Genomic DNA, 19,306 nt, shown 5'->3' with positions numbered 1-19,306 from the left:
TATAGCGGAGCTGCCTGAGTAGACAGAGACGCGTGGAGGATTATGGAAAATGATATTGAAGAGCGGGAAATAAAGGTTCTCCTGAAATAAAGTGAACTAAGATTGTTAGTGATCAGCAGCACCTGAAGCCTCCTCCAGCGGAGGCTTTTGGTTTTAACGGCTTGGTCCCGCCGTATGCTGAATAATCAGTGATTCGGCGTCAATTGTCACCATAAGATCGAAAAAACGGTCACTGTATCCCTCTCTCCAGTCCTCAGGAACATCTTCAGAATAAAACCAGAAGCGAAGCAGTCGCCGCTCAGGATTTTGAAGGAATTCAACAGAGCGGTCAATTGAGCATATGGACAGATCAAGGGTAAGCGGTGGTGACCACTGCTGTACTGCTTTAGTCCATTCTGCTACTAGTTGCTTAGCAGCTTCTACAGCAAGGAGCAGATGAAGTGCATACTCTGAACCTATCAGTCTTTCTACAATGGTCTCCTGCTGCTTGACGTCCGGGCCAGACAGAAATGCTGGAACATCTTTGCGGTTGATATTAAAGATGCTGCTTGGAAATTGCAAATTCGAATGTATTCCATGATATGACTCCGTCATCGTTGTTCACCTCTTCTTAATGGATCGAGGGGGTACCCTTCAATAAGTTTAGCAGGTCTAAATCATATTTTACTACGTTTAATAGATAACAAAATAAGGGCGATTGTTATTATTCAAATGAATTCTATAGAATGAATTTGATAGATCACGACGTGTACCCCAACCAATAAAGTACCTAAAAAGCCGATGAATAAATACGGCCAACCACCGCATTCCCCTCATAACTGATCTAGTCTCTCCAACTTACTTCATTTTGTTTGTTCAGATCTCTGAAGAATGTTCATCAAGTTTAGGAAATGTATTTAAGTTTTATACGTTTTTTAAATGTCATATATGTTAACATTGTTTTTTTTGTTTTTATAAGTTTATTCTTGATTTCTAGCTTTTGTTGTTATTTTTGTTAACAAGAAAATATTGTTGTAAATACATTTATATGTTATCGTTTATATGTGTTAAATAATGTCACATAACATTACATGTGGTAGAGGGGGAGCGTAATGTTTATCAACCGAACGATTAGGAAATTGGGAGTTTCAGTAGGAATTCTAAGTATGTTTACATTTGCTTTACCTTCAGTGGGCTTTAGTATGCCGCTGCAACCAACAACCCTGGATAAGGTTGAAGGTGAATATTATGTAACGTCTGCGATTGAGAACATTCGCTGGGGATCACTGCCTAATCGGGACAGCTCTCCAATTCTTACTGTACCATCGGGAAGTGCTGTAACATTTGATACGGTATCTCATGAGGGACTGATCGAGGATCAGGGGAGAAATCCAGTGGAGTACTTCGGCAAATTCGGTATCTCACCCGATGGCGTGTTGGATGACGCGAAGGCAATTGCGGCTTCTGAGATTAAGCATGATTATGTAAAAGACGGACCTCATATTATCACTGGGCCAGTAGCGGTTGAGGGGGCAGAGCCAGGAGATGTTCTTAAAGTAGAAGTCCTTTCGTTGCAAACTCGAGTTCCATATGGTGTCATTTCTAACCGCCATGGGAAAGGTGCCCTTCCTAACGAATTTCCAGAAAATGCAGGGCCACAAGAGGGAGCTAGCGCAACAAAACCGGAATTATATAATAATGTATCTATATTTACACCTATTGAAGAAATCAACGGCAACTGGTATGGGGTATTACCAACAAAAGCTGGCAAAAATGTACGTTTCCCTATTAATCCGTTTCTAGGTGTTATGGGGTTGCACCAGATACCAGTGAAGTTGTGAGTTCGATCCCACCGATTGAAACAGGAGGAAATATGGATATTAATGAGTTGGGTGTTGGTGCAACTATTTATTATCCGATTCAAGTTAAAGGCGGGCTATTCTATACTGGAGATCCACACTTTGCTCAAGGAGATGGAGAAGTGGCGTTAACTGCATTGGAAGCTTCCTTAAGAGGGACAGTTCGGTTAACGGTGTTAAAGAAAGGTGATCCATCACTCCCACATCGTGGAGAATTCACGCAACCCTTTGCTGAAACAGAGGATTACTGGATTCCAATTGGACTGGACCCTGATTTGGATGAAGCAATGAAAGAATCAGTACGTGAATCGATTCAATTCTTATCCGATAAGCTTGATATGGATAGAAGTGTAGCTTATGCGTACCTATCGGCTGCAACGGATTATGAAGTATCTCAGGTTGTAGACCGAACGAAAGGGGTTCATGGACTCATTCGAAAGACCGATTTCCTTGAATATGTTAACGTTAAAATGAATGTAGGTGGTACATCAATCAAGCCGGTTGTTCAAAACGATGAGTTTTACGTACCGATTCGAACCATTTCGGAGCTATTGGGTGGCACAGTAGAATGGGATAATAAGACGCGTACAACGAAAATCGAATTAGGCACGAAAAATATAAGTGCTCAAATTGGTTCAGATGTGTATTCAATTAACGAGAAACTAGTGTTCAATAGTAAGGTACCTAAGCTTTTAAATGGCGAAACCGTAGTTCCGGTTTCTATTATTAATGAAATACTAGGTGCTTATGTAAACTGGACGACGATCGACAAGACGTTAACCGCAAATGTATCGTTAAGTAAAAAGCAATAATAGATCTCATTATTCAACCGTGGTGGACAGATGTCCATCACGGTATTTTCTATTATCATGCATTAGAAAAAGCTGCACTTGATGTCTACTTCTGTGTACTTTAAATACTTACAGGGTGGTGTTGTTGACTCGATGTTGACTCCGAACATAGAAAAATACATCGCCGGGGCAGATAAGCCACATGGCGATGTATTCAACATCGATACACTGCTATACGTTTTTGTCAGCTTCCGCATTACCAGTTTCCACCGAATTCTCCTCATAACTAATCCAGTCACTCCAGCTACCGGCGTACAGCTTCACATTGGTATATCCGGCTTCCTCCAGCGCAATTACATTCGGGCAGGCCGAGACGCCTGAGCCGCAGTATACGATGATGGGCTCGTGCTTCGCCAGCTTCCCGAAACGTTCCTCCAATGTACTCACGTCAGACCACCGGCCTTCTTCATTCAGTACGTCTTTCCAAAAATAATTCACTGCACCCGGAATATGTCCGGCTTTGGCGTCGATCGGTTCTTCCAGCCCCACATAGCGGCGGGCATCACGAGAGTCGATCAGCACCGCTGAGCTGTTCGCCGAAGCATGCTGTGCATCTTGCACGCTAGCGAGCATGTGCGGCTGTACGTTCGGTTCGAACGTGGACGGAATCCGCACGGGCACATCCATTGTTACTGGGAACTTGGCGTTTTGCCAGGCGGAGAAGCCCTCGTCCATCACGTATACCTGTTCATGGCCCAGATACCGAAGCAGCCACCATAATCTTGAGGCATTCATGCCTCCCTGATCATCGTAGGCAACAATACGAGCGTTTGAGCCGATTCCCGCTTTCGAAAGACGCTTTGCCAGTTCTGCCGGGTCAGGGAGCGGATGACGTCCGCCATGGGCTGACACAGGAGAGGATAGATCCTGTTCGAGATCGAGATAAACGGCACCTGGAATATGTCCAGCCTCGTAAGCTTGTCGTCCTGCATCCGGTTGGCCGAGCAGGAATCTGCAGTCGGCAATGACCACATCGGGTTCGTACATTCTGGCGAGCAGCCAGCGCATGGATACAATGTTTTTCATGAAAATACACCGCCTTATGAAGAGTATTGGATTCCGATTGAAGTCTGTTGTATCAGACTCCAATCGTTCTTTTTGCATGGCATATGCTGCGGTAGAATTACACTGCCGTAGGTTCAGCAGGTCCTTTTCCACCTACAGGCGCGTCAGCGGGAATGGGTTCCGGTTTGGTTTTGCCATACCGAATGAAAACCCATACCCCAAAGATAATGACGACGCCGGCAAACATCTGCATGGCACTGAGAGATTCACCAAGCAGCATCCAGGCCAGCAGTGAGGAGAATACGGGTTCACCAAGCACGCCCATGGATACCGTTGTGGCATTCATATACTGAAGCAGCCAGTTAAACAGATAGTGTCCAAAGATCGTCGGCACGATGGCGAGCAGCAGGAAAATCCCCCACTCCGAGGCGGCATAACCCCCGAACGGATGTCCCATGGCCAAATTATATACCGCCAACGTACAGGCAGCGACGAAAAATACCCAGAAATTATAAGAGAAGGCACTTAGTCCGGAACGCAGAAATTGTCCAAGCAGCATATGGATGGCTACCGCAATCGTTCCCAGAAGAGATAGAAAATCCCCTTGCAGTGCCGTACCGGCTAACTGAAAATCTCCAGCTCCGATCGCTATGGACCCAAGCAGGGCGATGCCCATGCCGATAATCATCATGCGGTTAATCTTGGCTTTGAACAGCCAGACGGAACCGGCGAGAATTAATATGGGCTCAAGTGCGAGAATGACCGTGGAGCTGGCCACACTCGTAAGTCTGAGTGATCCCATCCACAGCAGGAAATGAAGTGCCAGCATCACACCCGATGCGAGCAGCAGCCCCCACTGCCTAAAGTTCAGGCGCATCATCTCATGTCGGTATTTCCAGACAAACGGAAGCATCAGCACATTGGTGAGAAACAGCCGATACATGGCGATAACAGCCACTTCTGCACTGGACCAGCGCACGAAAATGGAAGAAAACGAGATGGCAATAATGCCGACAACGAACAGAAGTTCAATGGATCTGCCGGCACGAAACAAGCTTGTCATGGATGTAGCTCCTTCTTGAAGTCAAATGGCGTAAATCAATTCATTATACAGGAGACCCCAGCTGTTCGAAAAGCGATGAAAGGAAAATAGATAAGCAGATTGTAACCGGGCTTGTAACTATTCTGTCATTCACCCATGCCGCTTTTCTATTAATCTTCTATATAGAGACATGAAACGATATAATATACCAATAATCGGGAAATTAAGGAAGTGGCATGGAAAGTGAGAGTTCAACAACAGACAGCAGGAGAAAACAGCGGCATTGCGAGCAGAACCAGTCGAACGAAGACACACAAACGAAGACGAATCCGGTATGGAAGATTGAGTGCAGCCCTGATGCTGCTTGCACTGATCATTACCGGTTTAACATATGCATTCATTGGAATGACCCACTGGATTAAGGGCTATGTAGCCCCGCCCCCGGTAGCTGCCATCGAACAGCCAACCAAGCTGGGCATGATTGAAATGATTCCGGATGTGAAAGAAGAGCCTGCACGATTTCAGGGACAGGTTCGCAAACTGGCATACATAACGTTTGATGATGGACCAAGTGAATATACGGAACAACTGCTGGATATTTTGAAAGAGCATGAGGCGAAGGCAACCTTTTTCATGATTGGTCGTCAGTTGAATCAGCATAAGTCGGCAGTAGAGCGACTGGTCCAAGAGGGCAGCTATCCGGGGCTCCACAGTATGACACATAACTATAACACTCTGTACAAAAGCGGAAGCTCCGCGAATTTTGTGAAGGAATTCAAGAAGGAGCAGAAGATGGTTCAGGATCTGATTGGCTTTACGCCGCATCTGATTCGCGCTCCTTACGGCAGCAGTCCGCAGATCGGTGAATCCTTCAGGGGCGACATTGCCGCTGCTGGTTTCAAAATGTGGGATTGGACAACAGACTCTCTGGATTGGAACCTTCCGGGTCAGCCGGACAAAATTGTGGCGCGTGTCAAAAAAAGTGTGCACCGGGACAAGGAAGTGATCCTGATGCATGAGCGGGAGCAGACGGTGCAGGCTTTGCCGCAAATTCTGAAATTGCTTGAAGATCGGGGTTATGAGTTCGAGGTTTATGACCCGAATGCACATTGGACTGCCAATTTTAGCGGAGATACCCGCTTGTAACTTAGAGACGATAATACAAATGCAGAGAGGAGACGAACGAGTGCGTACGTGGAAAAAATCGGCACTGGCTGCCGTTGGCCTGACGCTGGCGGTGCTCACCAGTGCCTGCGGCCAGCCGCAGGAGCCGGCTGCGAACCAGGTGAACGAATTGATCCGGAATGATCAGGAGATGGCCCAGAATCTGAAGGAGCTTGCCCGTCATGAACGGGAGGAAATGGAATTGTACACGTCGATTTTGAATAAGGGGAAAAACAAAAACAGTGACCTGGAGTCACTGCTGGATCAGGCAGAAGAGCATATAGCCGAGCGGAGAAAACTGCTGGAGCAGGCGGAAACCTTGATGAATCAGACGCGGGAGCAAACTCCAGCTGTACGGGAGTCCCTGGGACGCTTGTCTTTTGAAAAAGAAGAGACGCTCACCCAGGCACAAACCGTTCTGGACCAGTATGAAGTAAGAGCCCAGACATTTGAGGAATTTGTAACCTCGTATCAGCAAAGTCTGGATGCCGATGAACGGCTCTATTCCTTAATGAGGGGCAGTGTGGAGCCGAATCTGGTGAAAATTAAGCGCGCAATCCGGGAACGCAACATCCAATATGCGCAGCTTGCCGAGATCAGAAAGCAATTCAACAAGCAGACAAAAGCGTTTAACGGGGCCAACGCCAAGCTTGTTCAAATGGAACGAGCGAGTTAGAGATGTGCTCGACTTCCGCTTCTTCTATTTATCTATCTGATTGAGCTAGCGACCAGCCGTGTAAGTACTAGTATGCAGAATAAAGCAACATGGACAAGCATCATTGCGTATAAGCTAACGGAGGTGTTCATATGCGAAATACAATGAATATTAGTGCATCTTTACTCGTTTTACTCATGGGATTCTCACTTGTGGCCTGTGGTAACAGCAGTCCTGCAGCGCAGCCACCAACCAATAATACAGGGGAACAGACGCCTGCACCGGAGGAGAAGCCAAATGACAGTGCGGTGATCGAAGCGGAAGGCATTTTGACTGGCTGGGCAGATCCTCACACGGTAGAGATCCGTGTCAAGGAGGTTCCGATGGCTTTCCAGGTGGAAGAGAATGTGCAGAAATCCTTCGATGACATTGATGATGAAGATTCAGTACAATTTAAATATGTAGAGAGAACGATTGAGACCGGCGACAATACAACCAAGCAGCTGGTGCTTACGGAAATCGCGAAGATCGAAGCGGATGAACCGAACGGTTCCAATGCAGGCGATAACGTGACATCGGATCGTCCCAAAACAACAAAGCTGGAAGTAACGGTGGAAGGCATGACGGAGAAACGTCCAGCTGAACTTGCTCAAGGTGAGGGGTACTCGCTTTATGTGTTTGAACCCATGGCCTTTGATGCAGAGGACGACGAATTGACAATGAAGATTGATCCTGACTACAAAGTGGAGATCGAGAAGCTTCCTTCAGACTTCAATTTGGATGCGCTGAAGATGGATGCCAAAGAAGAGCTGAGCGAAACGGGAGAGGTCAAGGAACTCAGCAAGGAAGAGCTCAGCAATGGCCCAATGAAGGATGCAAGACTATATATGATGTCTCAAAACGATAAAAAGTCGGAGTATTTCATTGTAAAAGAACTGGACGGCAATGGCTTCATTTTCCACATTGATGCACCTGTGGGTGAACCATCTGAGGGATTCCTGCCGATGGCGTATGTATCCCTGAATTCCATTATGAATGAATCAAACATGACAAAATAACATGAAAGAGCCGGAAGGAACAATGCTTGGGCATGGGTTCCTCCCGGCTTTTTTTGCCGTCTCTATTCAGTTGTGCATAACCAACCGTCTTACCTGAGGTGTCAGGTTAAAATGGTCAATCCCTTGTGCCCTTTGAGTTCCTCGTATCGGGCGACAACATGCTGATGAATAAGGTGTTCGTCGGGAATTCCCATGCGTTCACGAATGAAGGCGGAGACGCCATCGTCACGAATCATGTGTTGGAGCTTCATGGCTTCCTCGTCCTGCTCGTGATCGAAGAGCATTGCGGCAGCCATAGCGGAAGTAAGATGGGGAATTTCTAATCCGAATTCGCTGGCCTGCATCGCTGGGCGAACAAGCCGGTCATAAGGCGATAGCTTGCGAAGGGGTGAACGACCGACCCGGGTAACCTGATCTGTCAGGTTGGGGTTGGCAAAGCGATCGAGAATGGTATGGATATATTGGCTGTGTTTTTGAGGATTAAATCCGTGTTTTTTCACAAGCATGGCTCCCGTTTCCTCCATAACCTGTTTAACCTTGGCACGTAGTGCTGCGTTACTCATGACTTGCCTGATCGTCTTGAATCCTTCGAGATATCCGAAGTATGCAGCCACACAGTGGCCTGTATTCACGGTAAACATCTTGCGTTCAATGTAAGGCTCCAGAGAGTCGACGTAGTGTACGCCTTCAATCTCCTTAAATCCATCCAGCAGTGCCGGACGGTGAACGACCCATTCATAAAAAGGTTCAACGGTGACCTGCAGCGGATCCTTGTGGTCTTGCGCCGGAACAATCCGGTCTACTGCTGCATTGGGGAACGAGATATAGCGGTCGGCTTTGGTACGGGTCTGTTCATCCAGAAACGGATATACCCGTTTCTTCAGGCGTGTGCTGCCTCCGATGGCATTCTCGCATGCGATGATATGGAGAGGAGCCTGGTTATTGTTTTTCATGCGGAGATATATGCCTTTGGCGATGGGTTCGGCGATATCCTCAAGTGCAGATACTCCAACCGCTGTCGTAATGAGATCAGCCGATGCAATCTGCTCAGCCAGGCGATCCTGTTCGCCCACATGAATGGCCGTGACGTTGCTGACCATGGTGGTGTGCTGATCTGCATTAGCGAGTGTAATGGGATACTCTTTCCTTTGTTGCAGCATGGAGATCTTCTTCGGGTTACGTGCGACAAAGCAGACTTCGTAATCGGAAGCGGACAACATATGACCGATAAAACCGCGGCCTATATTGCCCGCTCCAAAATGTACAGCTTTCATGTGTGAACTCCCCCTTTAAAATTTGAAATGCGAATTCGTGCAGACCTAAACGGTGGTGACGAGGGGTTTCGAAATCAAATCGTTAAATTCAAGGTCTGTCAGGCATGACAGCCGTTGGTGAGGCATATCGAAATCCAGTGTTCCTGTTATGGTATTCGAGATTACAACACAGTGAATACCAGCTGCAGCAGCTGCACGTGCGCCGTTAGGTGAATCCTCAATCGCTACGGCTTCGTCTGCAGTTACTCCAAGCGCTTCCAGGGCTTGGTTATATAATTCCGGGTCAGGCTTCACATGGGCCACATCGTCGGCTGTTCGAATCACTTCGAAGTAATCCTTCAGTTTCAGTTGTTCCAGGTGCTGTTCGACCCACTCCCGTTTGGAGCTTGAGGCAACGGCCAATTTTAATCCAGCCTCGCGTGCTGCTTCGAGGTAATTCTGGATGCCTGGTCTTACCTGCTCCTTGTTCATTAATGCAGCATGCTGCAGCTGAACCGATTCCCTGAACGCTTCCCGATCGATCGGAAGATTCAAATCTGTGATGAGGTACTCATAGGGATTGAATGTTTTCAAACTGGTACCGATGCATTGCGAATACATCTCCAGGGTCAAGTTCACGCCGTGTTCCTTGTAGGCATCACGAAAAGCGATATACCATGCTGTCTCCGTATCAATAATCGTTCCATCGAAATCAAAAACCAGTGCCTTAATCATAAATTTGTTCCTCCTGTTTCAGAATTTGTTTTGGGATGTAGCCAGAAAAGAAAATGAAAATTAAATTTTTCCTGTATTACTTTTGTTTGCGGTAGATTAGTTAACGCAGTTACATGTCCAGTAATATAAATTTGGAAAAAATGATGCGTTGAAGCTAATAAAACCGTAACATGGGACAAAGTGAGGGGTCAAGCGCGTCATGATTGTTTACATTGAAAATTTGCACATAAATGACGTGTTTTCAGAAAAAGGTGAACGAGGCAAAGTCTTATGACCTATGCATGTAAGCGGTATACTGAAAAAACGGTTTTCTCCGTTGTAAAAAAATAAACTTTTTTTTGCGATACGGAGAGATAACAATCGTTCCCCCTTTTTCGACACATTTATAATAGAAGAGAGCCCGTGGACATTTGTACGATTCGAAGAAGCCATGCTGCATCTATTTAAAATTCTTTACGACAGAACAGCCCCTGTGGGAGAATGGAAGAGATATGTTGGAAATAAGAATGCGGAGGAGGGACCGGCGATGCTGGATAAGGATCGGTTCAATGGATGCTTACTTGGACTAGCGGCAGGAGATGCACTGGGAACGACAGTGGAGTTTAGCAGCCCAGGCACATTTGAGCCTGTAACCGATATTGTGGGGGGCGGTGTGTTTGGCCTGGCTCCCGGACAGTGGACGGATGACACGTCAATGGCGCTATGTCTGGCCGAAAGTCTGGTGAGAAAAGAACATTTTGATCCGGCGGATCAGATGCGCAGATACACGAATTGGTATGAGGTCGGCTACATGAGTAGTACCGGAACATGCTTTGATATCGGCGGGGCTACGCGAAATGCGCTGGAAAGGTTCAGGAAGACCGGAGAGTCTTACAGCGGATCTACCGATCCGATGACGGCTGGTAACGGATCAATTATGCGGCTTGCGCCAGTCGCTATGGTGTATGCGGGCCATCCGCAGGATGCTGTGCATTATGCGAAGCTGAGCTCCCGCACGACACACGCAGCAACGGAAAGCCTGGAAGCTTGCGAGGTGCTTGCGGCTATTCTGGTTGCGGGGCTGCGCGGAGCAGACAAGCACACCATGCTGCTGCCTGAGACATGCCGTCAGTGGAGGAGTCATTCCTCTTTTACCCCAGCCATTGAAGAGATTGTTCGTGGATCTTACTGCGATAAGGAGCCACCTGAAATTCAGGGGAGCGGCTATGTCGTCCGTTCGTTGGAGGCCGCATTGTGGGCGTTCCATAAATCTTCCACATTTGAAGAAGGTGCGCTCTTAGCTGTTAATCTCGGTGATGATGCAGATACAACCGGTGCGGTGTACGGACAGATCGCTGGTGCTTATTATGGTCGGAGCGGCATCCCGGCACAGTGGCAGAACAAGCTTGCGATGCTGGAAACGTTCGAGTCCTTAAACGAGGCGATGTGGCTAAAAGCAGCCCAAATGTCGTCCTGAAATCGTAACAAGGAATAACCAAAAAAAGAGACAGAAGATGGACAGGAGAAGAGAACATCATATGAACAAGACAGAACGACGTGCTTCAAAATCGGGAAAAGGAGGGGCATTTCCGTTATCCCTTCTATGCCTGACGGTAGGAGCATTCGCTATTGGGATGACTGAATTTATCATTATGGGATTGCTGCCGAATGTGGCTGCTGATCTGCATGTGAGCATTCCTCAAGCAGGGCAGTTGATTACGGGCTATGCCCTGGGTGTCGCGGTTGGCGCACCCATTCTGACCGTGTTTACCCATAAAATACCGCAGAAAAAACTGCTGATCCTGCTGATGTGCATTTTTATCATCGGTAACGCACTATCCGTCATTGCACCAACGTATGGCTTGCTAATTTCGGCACGCATTTTGACGGCATTTGCACACGGCACGTTTCTTGGTGTAGGGTCGCTCATGGCTACTCGTCTCGTTGCACCTGAGAGAAGGGCGGGTGCGGTGTCCGTTGTGCTTGCAGGACTTACAATTGCGAATATCATTGGGGTACCCTTCGGTACGTTTATCGGCCAACAGCTTGGATGGAGATCCTCGTTTGGAGCCATCACCATTTTGGGCATCATCTCATTGATCGGCATCATTCGTTTCATTCCGGTTATTTCGCAAGGGGAGCCGGCGAACCTTGGACAGCAGTTCCGTAATCTCGTTCGTCCGCAGGTATTATTGATACTTCTCATTGGTGCCATGGGCTGTGGAAGCCTCTTCACAGTGTTTACTTATATTACACCTATGCTGGTGGATATCAGTGGTTTTGCGGAGCAGAGTGTAACGTGGATACTGGTGCTGTTCGGCGTTGGTGTGACACTCGGCAACATGCTGGGCGGCCGTCTGGCAGACTGGAAACTGATGCCGTCCCTCATGGTCAACTTCGGCGTACTGGCCGTACTCTTGGCGGTACTCACATTGACACTGAAGAATCCATATCTGGCGGTCATTACGATCTTCTGCTGGGGTGTTGCGGCGTTCGGGATTATGCCGGGTCTGCAGATTCGAATCATGAATATGACTCGCGAAGCACCGCTGCTTGCGACCACATCGAGCCACTCCGCGTTTAACCTGGGGAATGCAGGTGGAGCCTATATTGGCGGGTTTGCGATTACGCATACGGGACTTATTTCCGTACCATTGTACGCAGCAGTCATTGCGGCTCTGGGTTTGCTTGGGCTTGTGATTAGTCTGGGGATGGAACGCAAACAGCGTTTGCCGGAAATCTCGGACGTTGTGGAGCCTGCGCCGCTCAGCTGAGTCTAGGCAGGAAGAATGGAAGGATACTGCCTCTGCTCCGTGTAATGCGGAGTGGAGGCTTCTTTGCAGTTTTAACTAGAAAAAGACAAACCATCCTGATTGAAGTATTATTGGTATAACATAACGGACACCATACAGGCTTGAAAGGATCATTACAGTGAGGAAAATCATTAATTTTATTCTTGTCTTGCTGATCATCTGGGTAGCACTTCTGTATCCTTTTCGTTTGGCTTGGTTTGAAGGTGTACTTCAGATTCCTGAAGATCTTCATGCTGTTTTCTTGGTTTTTTTGTTCTTTGGATATCTGATTTGTTCCTCGGGCACAGCACTTCTTCTGGGTAAGATGTGCTTCAGGCGAAAAGAGGAGTAGTTCAGGAAAGTTAAGTAAAGAAATGGACTATCACAAGAAACTTCGCTTCAAGGGAGGTACTTCAGCATGGAACATGGTTCCCTGAATAAGGCAAGGTTGCAGGTGAAAAAGTGGCCCCAAGATCCGATAGCAGCGGGGCGCCGTCATACCGTTGGCCTTACATCTGACGGTCTGGTGATGGCTGTGGGTGATAATAAAATGGGCCAATGTGAAGTCAGCGGCTGGCAGGATATCATTGCGGTCGCAGCAGGTAATGTACATATGGCGACAAATACAGGTAATGTCCACACCATCGCACTGAAATCGGATCAAACCGTGACGGCTGTAGGATGGAATAAGGATGGCCAGTGCGAGGTAACCGACTGGTACGATATTGTAGCCATTGCGGCAGGTTGGCGCCACACCATCGGTCTTCAGTCGGATGGGACGGTGGTCGCCGTCGGTCGGCATCAAGAAGGTCAATGTCAGGTAAGTCATTGGAATGATATCGTGGCAGTAACTGCAGGAGACTGGCATACCCTAGGCCTGATAGCTGACGGAACAGTGCTGGCTGTAGGGAATAACCGATATCGCCAATGTGAAGTCACTGGCTGGCGTAATGTTGTAATGGTCGCTGCGGGTTATCTCCATTCGGCTGGTCTGCAATCAGACGGCACAGTAATGGCTGTGGGTAGTAATAAACATGGTCAATGCGATGTAGGCAGCTGGCACGGGATGGTGGCGATAGCGGTGGGAAGTAATCATACCATTGGCCTGAAAGCAGACGGTACGGTTACAGCTGTAGGCTGGAATACGTATGGTCAGTGTAATGTAAGTGACTGGCATGATATCATCGCCATTGGCGCAGGTTGTGCCCATACCGTGGGACTTAAATCAGACGGTACGTTGGTTGCTGTCGGTGATAATACATATGGACAATGTGATGTAAGTGGCTGGCGCGGCATTTGTATGCCGGGGAATCGTTTAACGAAGTAAAAACCGCTAACGTATCTTTCGTTAGCGGTTTTTGAGATGTTATAAGGCAGTTAAAAATAGATATTGGAAATGATGTCTTAACTGGAGTCCTTACTTCAAATTTTCCAATGACTCTTTGATGGCTGGACTTAAACGATAAGTTTTCAAAATCGTTTCAATTGCTTCTGCGCGCGTTGCTCCGCCATTCGGGTCAAAGGAACGCTCATTCTTACCTTCGAAGATTCCCAAAGCAGCTGCTTTTCGGATGGCATCTGCACCAAATGCTCCATTCAAATCAGCAAATTGTACTTTGGATGTATCAATATTCAGGATAAGTGAATTCAACACACGTGTGATGATCAGAGCCATTTCCTGACGAGAAATGGTTTTTTCCGGACGGATAGTACCGTCTTCGTATCCATTCAATACGCCAACGGCTACCAGTCTCTTGAGGTCATTGGTAGACCAGCGATTGTTAATATCACGGTATGCTGCGAAATCCTCTTCATTCAGGTTGACTTCACGTGACGCCATATCCACAAACGCACGGTTGATCATGGCTGCAAATTCTGCACGGGTAATCTGTTCATCAGGCTCGAACCCGCCAGTAGGGTAACCTTTGATTACGCCCAGCTTGGTCAATTTTTCGATAGACGGTATCGCCCAATGCTGTTGAACATCACCAAACTGTAAGGTTACGAAGTCATCCCCTTTGCTGAGGATCTCAGCGATTCTGGATTGAACACCGGCAATTACGTTGCTATCTGCGTTCACGACCCGGCTTCTAAAAATATCGTTGGGATCCTGGTAATCCCCGGATTTTTCCGGCGTGCTTGGCTGCTCCGTTGTTGCTCCAGGTACAGCTGGTTCTTGCGGTTTAGAACTAACAGGAGCGGTTGGGGTCGAACCTGAACCTGAACTCGAACCTGAACTCGAACCTGTCGTTGGACTGGATGGAGTTGTGTCACCACCTGGTACCGTAGGTGGATTGGACGGTGTTGTACTACCACCGCTTCCTTGGACAACTTGCACCATCACCTCAGAGGTGCTGTCAGCTACACCGTGTCTGGCATCGCCGTAATATTTAGCCGTGATCGGGTGATCTCCGACACTTAGATCACTTGTTGTGAAATAGGCTTTGGCCACACCATTCGCAACACCGTCCGGCCACATGGCAAGTGTAGCTAATTCCGTGTCGCCATCCATGAGGATTACAGATCCTGCAATATCACGGGATATTTGTGGTTTTGTTTCAGTTCTTACGTAAAAGGTTACCGCGTTTCCATACTTGGACGGGTTCAGATAACTGGTAACCTTCGTCACCGTCGGGTGTTCTGTTGCAGAAGCTGCTTCAGTTGTTATCGTTTGGGTTAGCGGGGCTGAGGTGCTGCCCTTGAAGGTGCTGTTTCCATTGTACTCCGCGGTAATTTGATGCTCTCCAGCACTTAAGCTTCTTACCGAATAAAATGCCAGATCCGGTTTGGTTACGTCTGTTCCGATCTCAGCAGTACCAAGCACGATATTTCCATCCTTGAAGGTAACCGTGCCTGTCGGCATGTCGTACGTATCCTTATAGTTTCTGCTGACTCTAGCCATAAACGCAATCGGCTCTCCTTCTGAAGCCGGGTTGCGTGTGCTTTCAATCGAAACGGTTGTATTAAACAGGTTTTCACTGCCCTCCGGAGGAGTTGTGCCTCCTCCATTTGGGGGTGTAGGGGTTGGCGTATTGGTACCATTTCCTTCTGCCACTTGGAGCACGATATCTGAGACACTATCAGCAATACCGTATCTGGTATCACCATAATATTTAGCTGTAATGTGGTGTTCTCCAACACTTAGGTTGCTTATCGTATATGACGTTCTGGCATGACCATTGAAAACCCCTTTAGGAAACATCGGAAGCGCAGCTAATTCCTTGTCACCATCCATAAGGATGACTGTTCCAGCGATATCTCGGGAGAATTGCGGGTCTGTTTTTGTACTTATATCAAGCGTAAACGGTTCCCCTGACCGAGGGGAATTGAGGTAAGTAACCTCCGTGACCGTCGGATGTTCCGAAGGAGGTGTCACCGTAGTGGATACCGTTTGTATAATTGGACTGGAAGTACTGCCGCTGAATGTGCTGTTGCCACTATACTCGGCTGTGATCTCATGTTCTCCAGCATCAAGACTTCTTACCGAAATCAGTGCTCTGCTAGGTATGGAATCATTCACTACACTTGCAGTGCCAATTACGGTGTCCCCGTCCTTAATTGTTACCGTACCTGTTGGGTCCGCCTGAACAGTAGAAGAGCGATCCCTAAAGACCGAGGCTACGAACGTTACTGGGTCGGTTTCTGAGGATGGATTGCGTGTGCTTTGAATCGTAATCGAGGTGCTTACGAGTGATGCACTGTCCCCTGGAGAATTTGTGCCTGCTTCTGCGTAAACAGCAGAGGCAGAAGTAACCGTCAGTACGGTTACAAGCAGAGTACTTACCATTTTTTTGAGCGTTGAGAACATTTTACATGACTTCCCCTTCGAAGTAATTTATCGTTTCTGCATGTATGAAATAAAAACATGATCAAGTAAGAAACATAGATATTATCGTCATAATTTGTCGAAAGTTTAGTTTTAATGTCGAAAAATCGTATAACTCCCTTTATTAAACATATTTCATCCTGCGAGGTGTCTCTTGAAGAGGTGGATTTTGGGTCATTGGCGGAGAACCGATTAGAGTTAGATCCAGAAGCTTAATAATCATTAATATCATTTTTTCTAAGAGAAGGTGACCGTTTGTACTACTATAAAGGCGCATTCAGAGGCGCAGATAACTTTATCTATTTCAAAAGCGATGTTCTATTAACTGAGAATGATGTTGTGATATTGGGAGAGAAAAAGTATTTCATTGAGAGTGTCCAAAAAGAATTTCTACTCCTGCAGAAGGTTGGCTCCATTGTTGAAGTGAGTACGTAATACTCATGCGAAAGGATCGACTTGACACAGGCAACATAAATCAGCAGCGTTCTCCATCATCAAGATCCATTAAATTATCAAGGAAACGTTCCCTTTTTGAAGTGTACGTGCACTTCTGGGCCCCCGCCTACATACAATAGATCGACCCTGTTCCTTCACGTGCTCAGGCCAGATCGTTGTAAAACTGCAGGAGGTGTCATCTGTGCCCGGATTGTTTACCGCAATTGCCCTGTTCATCAAGGAGTTAACGCTGCTCGTCTCGTATGTCAAAAATAATGCGTTTCCCCAGCCGCTGGCTGAGGACGAAGAAGCCAAGCACCTGCGCCTCATGGCTGAAGGCAACGCCCACTCCCGCAACTTGCTCATTGAACACAATCTGCGCCTTGTTGCGCATATCGTCAAGAAGTTCGACAATACGGGTGAAGATCTGGAAGATCTGATCTCGATCGGAACCATCGGCTTGATCAAGGCCATCGAAAGCTTTCAGCAAGGCAAAGGAACCAAACTCGCCACATTTGCGGCCCGCTGTATAGAGAATGAGATTCTAATGCACCTGCGGTCCCTGAAGAAAACACGCAAAGACGTTTCCCTTCATGATCCCATTGGAACGGACAAAGAGGGCAACGAAATTACGTTAATTGATATCCTTGGAACCGAAGCAGATGATGTCGTAGACAAGGTGCAGCTTAAGATTGAAAAAAGTAAAATTTACCGTAATCTCGATATTCTCGATGACCGGGAAAAGGAAGTCGTCATTGGCCGATTCGGCCTGGAGGCTGGCGGGGAAGAACGGACCCAGCGCGAAATTGCCAAGGAACTCGGCATCTCCCGTTCGTATGTCTCACGGATCGAGAAACGGGCGTTAATGAAGCTGTATCATGAGTTCTATAAGCAAAAATAACGATGACCCAAACTAGAGGGCGCCTTGTTAGAAGAGGTGGCCTCTTTGGCGTGAAAAAAATCATAAATGAAGGATATGTATTCTGGTCAGATTATTATATGATGTGTTGTATACAAGTTTCAGCAACCTAGAGAGCATGTGCAGAAAGAGAGTGGTGGTTTACCATGCAGCAAGAAACATTAACACGGGGATTAAAGAACAGGCATGTCCAGCTTATGGCGATTGGAGGTGCGATTGGGACAGGCCTCTTTCTGGGAGCGGGCAAGACAATACAACTGACAGGACCGTCGATCCTGCTGGCGTATATCATCACAGGTGTGGTTTTATTTTTGATCATGCGTGCATTGGGGGAACTGTTGTTAAGCAACCTGCAGTATCACTCCTTTGTGGATTTTGTGCGTGATTACCTGGGAAATATGGCGGCGTTTATTACAGGCTGGACCTACTGGTTCTGCTGGATTTCTATCGCTATGGCCGACATTACGGCTGTTGGCATGTATACGCAGTTCTGGTTTCCGAATGTGCCGCAATGGATGCCTGGTTTAATTGCATTAGTCATTTTGTTAATCATGAATCTGGCAACAGTGAAGCTGTTTGGCGAGATGGAATTTTGGTTTGCTTTAATCAAAGTGATTGCCATTCTGGCCCTTATTGTTGTCGGTCTATATATGATATTTAAAGGTTTTACCACAGATCAGGGGACGGCTAGCTTCACCAATCTGTGGAGTCATGGGGGATGGTTCCCGAATGGCATGCATGGCTTCATTATTTCGTTCCAGATGGTGGTGTTCGCTTTTGTCGGCATGGAGCTGGTCGGACTGACCGCAGGGGAGACGGAGAATCCGGAGAAGGTTATTCCGAAAGCCATTAACCAAATTCCGATCCGTGTGCTGCTCTTCTATGTGGGTGCATTGCTGATTATTATGAGCATCTATCCGTGGAAAGCGATTGTGCCGAGTGAAAGTCCCTTTGTACAGGTGTTTGCAGCTGTAGGTATTGCGACTGCCGCCGGGATCGTGAATTTCGTGGTGCTGACATCCGCAGCTTCAGCGTGTAATAGTGCCATTTTCAGTACAAGCCGTATGGTCTTCTCCATGGCCAAGGATCGGAATGCGCCGGAGTCGCTTGCCCGTCTGAATGGCCGAAAGGTGCCTTCCAATGCACTCTTTTTCTCCACGCTGGTTATTCTGGTTGCCATTATTCTGAATTATGTCATGCCAGAGGGCGTGTTTACACTGATCACCAGTGTTTCGACCGTTTGCTTTATCTTTGTCTGGGGCATTATGGTGATCTGTCACCTGAAATACCGCCGGACACAGCCGGAGATCGCTAGTCGGAGTCACTTCAAGCTGCCGCTTTATCCATTTTCCAACTACTTGATTTTGGCTTTCCTCGTGTTTGTGCTGGTTGTTCTGGCATTGGCAGAGGATACGCGTGTGGCGCTGTTTGTTACGCCGGTGTGGTTTATTCTCATGGCAGTGATCTATCTGTTCCAAAAAAGAAGAGCAACCACAACGCAAGGTTAAAGCGCTAACGGTTTCAATGCGGAGGAGATACCGTGTACTCTGAAAGAAGTAAAAACGAAAACCGTCCATCCTTGATGGGCGGTTTTTTACGTTTTTAAAGTGACCATTTCTCATCTGAATGAAGTTATTAACCATATTTTGAAATTGAAGCGGATGCAGAAGCACCTTCGGCTGCCCAGTAAAAAACGTTTTGCACCAAAAGGAGTCTGTACCGATGGCTCAATAATTTGTAATATGTTTTATATA

The 19,306-nt window shown here is 47.3% G+C and carries 17 protein-coding genes; 11 read left to right on the top strand and 6 right to left on the bottom strand.

Going from position 1 to position 19,306, the window contains the following annotated elements; all coding sequences use genetic code 11:
- Positions 1-153: 153 nt before the first annotated feature.
- Positions 154-594: a hypothetical protein gene (locus AC3RCI_RS21510; RefSeq protein WP_492526305.1), complete on the bottom strand. Its 441-nt coding sequence runs from the start codon at positions 592-594 to the stop codon at positions 154-156.
- Positions 595-1,091: 497 nt separating this feature from the next.
- On the opposite strand from AC3RCI_RS21510, the gene AC3RCI_RS21505 reads away from it, so the two are divergent.
- Positions 1,092-1,820, top strand: coding sequence for an acetamidase/formamidase family protein (locus AC3RCI_RS21505; protein WP_492526304.1), 729 nt, complete (start codon positions 1,092-1,094; stop codon positions 1,818-1,820).
- A gap of 32 nt (positions 1,821-1,852) precedes the next feature.
- A complete protein-coding gene (locus AC3RCI_RS21500; RefSeq protein WP_492526302.1) occupies positions 1,853-2,650 on the top strand; it encodes a stalk domain-containing protein in 798 nt (265 codons plus the stop codon).
- A gap of 210 nt (positions 2,651-2,860) precedes the next feature.
- Here the strand turns inward: AC3RCI_RS21500 and AC3RCI_RS21495 are convergent, their stop codons facing one another.
- Together AC3RCI_RS21495 and AC3RCI_RS21490 are read right to left on the bottom strand one after the other, a co-directional pair.
- Positions 2,861-3,715: a sulfurtransferase gene (locus AC3RCI_RS21495; RefSeq protein WP_492526300.1), complete on the bottom strand. Its 855-nt coding sequence runs from the start codon at positions 3,713-3,715 to the stop codon at positions 2,861-2,863.
- Between the two features lie 97 nt (positions 3,716-3,812).
- On the bottom strand, positions 3,813-4,757 hold the full coding sequence (locus AC3RCI_RS21490) for a DMT family transporter (protein WP_492526298.1): 945 nt from the start codon (positions 4,755-4,757) through the stop codon (positions 3,813-3,815).
- Between the two features lie 222 nt (positions 4,758-4,979).
- On the opposite strand from AC3RCI_RS21490, the gene AC3RCI_RS21485 reads away from it, so the two are divergent.
- The 3 genes from AC3RCI_RS21485 (at position 4,980) to AC3RCI_RS21475 (ending at position 7,613) form a co-directional block, all read left to right on the top strand.
- Positions 4,980-5,882: a polysaccharide deacetylase family protein gene (locus AC3RCI_RS21485; protein ID WP_492526296.1), complete on the top strand. Its 903-nt coding sequence runs from the start codon at positions 4,980-4,982 to the stop codon at positions 5,880-5,882.
- A gap of 40 nt (positions 5,883-5,922) precedes the next feature.
- Positions 5,923-6,576, top strand: a complete 654-nt coding sequence (locus tag AC3RCI_RS21480) for a YkyA family protein (RefSeq protein WP_492526294.1) — start codon at positions 5,923-5,925, stop codon at positions 6,574-6,576.
- Positions 6,577-6,707: 131 nt separating this feature from the next.
- Positions 6,708-7,613: a DUF8580 domain-containing lipoprotein gene (locus AC3RCI_RS21475; protein ID WP_492526292.1), complete on the top strand. Its 906-nt coding sequence runs from the start codon at positions 6,708-6,710 to the stop codon at positions 7,611-7,613.
- A gap of 101 nt (positions 7,614-7,714) precedes the next feature.
- On the opposite strand, the gene AC3RCI_RS21470 is transcribed toward AC3RCI_RS21475, so the two are convergent.
- Positions 7,715-8,887: a mannitol-1-phosphate 5-dehydrogenase gene (locus AC3RCI_RS21470; RefSeq protein WP_492526290.1), complete on the bottom strand. Its 1,173-nt coding sequence runs from the start codon at positions 8,885-8,887 to the stop codon at positions 7,715-7,717.
- Positions 8,888-8,932: 45 nt separating this feature from the next.
- Positions 8,933-9,601, bottom strand: a complete 669-nt coding sequence (locus AC3RCI_RS21465; protein ID WP_095289745.1) for an HAD family hydrolase — start codon at positions 9,599-9,601, stop codon at positions 8,933-8,935.
- A 526-nt stretch (positions 9,602-10,127) separates the two neighbouring features.
- Between AC3RCI_RS21465 and AC3RCI_RS21460 the strand changes: the two genes are divergently transcribed.
- From AC3RCI_RS21460 to AC3RCI_RS21450, 3 genes are all read left to right on the top strand, one after another.
- Positions 10,128-11,057 (top strand): ADP-ribosylglycohydrolase family protein, encoded by a 930-nt coding sequence (locus AC3RCI_RS21460; protein WP_492526288.1) that lies wholly within the window; start codon positions 10,128-10,130, stop codon positions 11,055-11,057.
- Positions 11,058-11,118: 61 nt separating this feature from the next.
- Positions 11,119-12,354: an MFS transporter gene (locus AC3RCI_RS21455; protein WP_492526286.1), complete on the top strand. Its 1,236-nt coding sequence runs from the start codon at positions 11,119-11,121 to the stop codon at positions 12,352-12,354.
- A 436-nt stretch (positions 12,355-12,790) separates the two neighbouring features.
- On the top strand, positions 12,791-13,699 hold the full coding sequence (locus AC3RCI_RS21450) for an RCC1 domain-containing protein (protein ID WP_492526285.1): 909 nt from the start codon (positions 12,791-12,793) through the stop codon (positions 13,697-13,699).
- A 90-nt stretch (positions 13,700-13,789) separates the two neighbouring features.
- On the opposite strand, the gene AC3RCI_RS21445 is transcribed toward AC3RCI_RS21450, so the two are convergent.
- Entirely contained in the window at positions 13,790-16,180 is a 2,391-nt protein-coding gene (locus tag AC3RCI_RS21445; protein ID WP_492526283.1) for an Ig-like domain repeat protein, read from the bottom strand.
- A 273-nt stretch (positions 16,181-16,453) separates the two neighbouring features.
- Here AC3RCI_RS21445 and AC3RCI_RS21440 point away from each other — a divergent pair, with 273 nt between their 5' ends.
- The 3 genes from AC3RCI_RS21440 to AC3RCI_RS21430 all read left to right on the top strand — a co-directional run bounded on the left by AC3RCI_RS21440 (position 16,454) and on the right by AC3RCI_RS21430 (position 19,060).
- A complete protein-coding gene (locus AC3RCI_RS21440) occupies positions 16,454-16,633 on the top strand; it encodes a hypothetical protein (RefSeq protein WP_154896948.1) in 180 nt (59 codons plus the stop codon).
- A gap of 202 nt (positions 16,634-16,835) precedes the next feature.
- A complete protein-coding gene (sigK, locus tag AC3RCI_RS21435) occupies positions 16,836-17,534 on the top strand; it encodes an RNA polymerase sporulation sigma factor SigK (protein ID WP_095289757.1) in 699 nt (232 codons plus the stop codon).
- Between the two features lie 164 nt (positions 17,535-17,698).
- Positions 17,699-19,060, top strand: coding sequence for an amino acid permease (locus tag AC3RCI_RS21430; protein WP_492526281.1), 1,362 nt, complete (start codon positions 17,699-17,701; stop codon positions 19,058-19,060).
- The last annotated feature ends 246 nt before the right edge of the window (positions 19,061-19,306 follow it).

It is taken from the genome of Paenibacillus sp. MT124 (assembly GCF_058792755.1).
The sequence above is the reverse complement of the archived record's forward strand: the minus strand, read 5'-3'. Positions and strand labels throughout refer to the sequence as shown.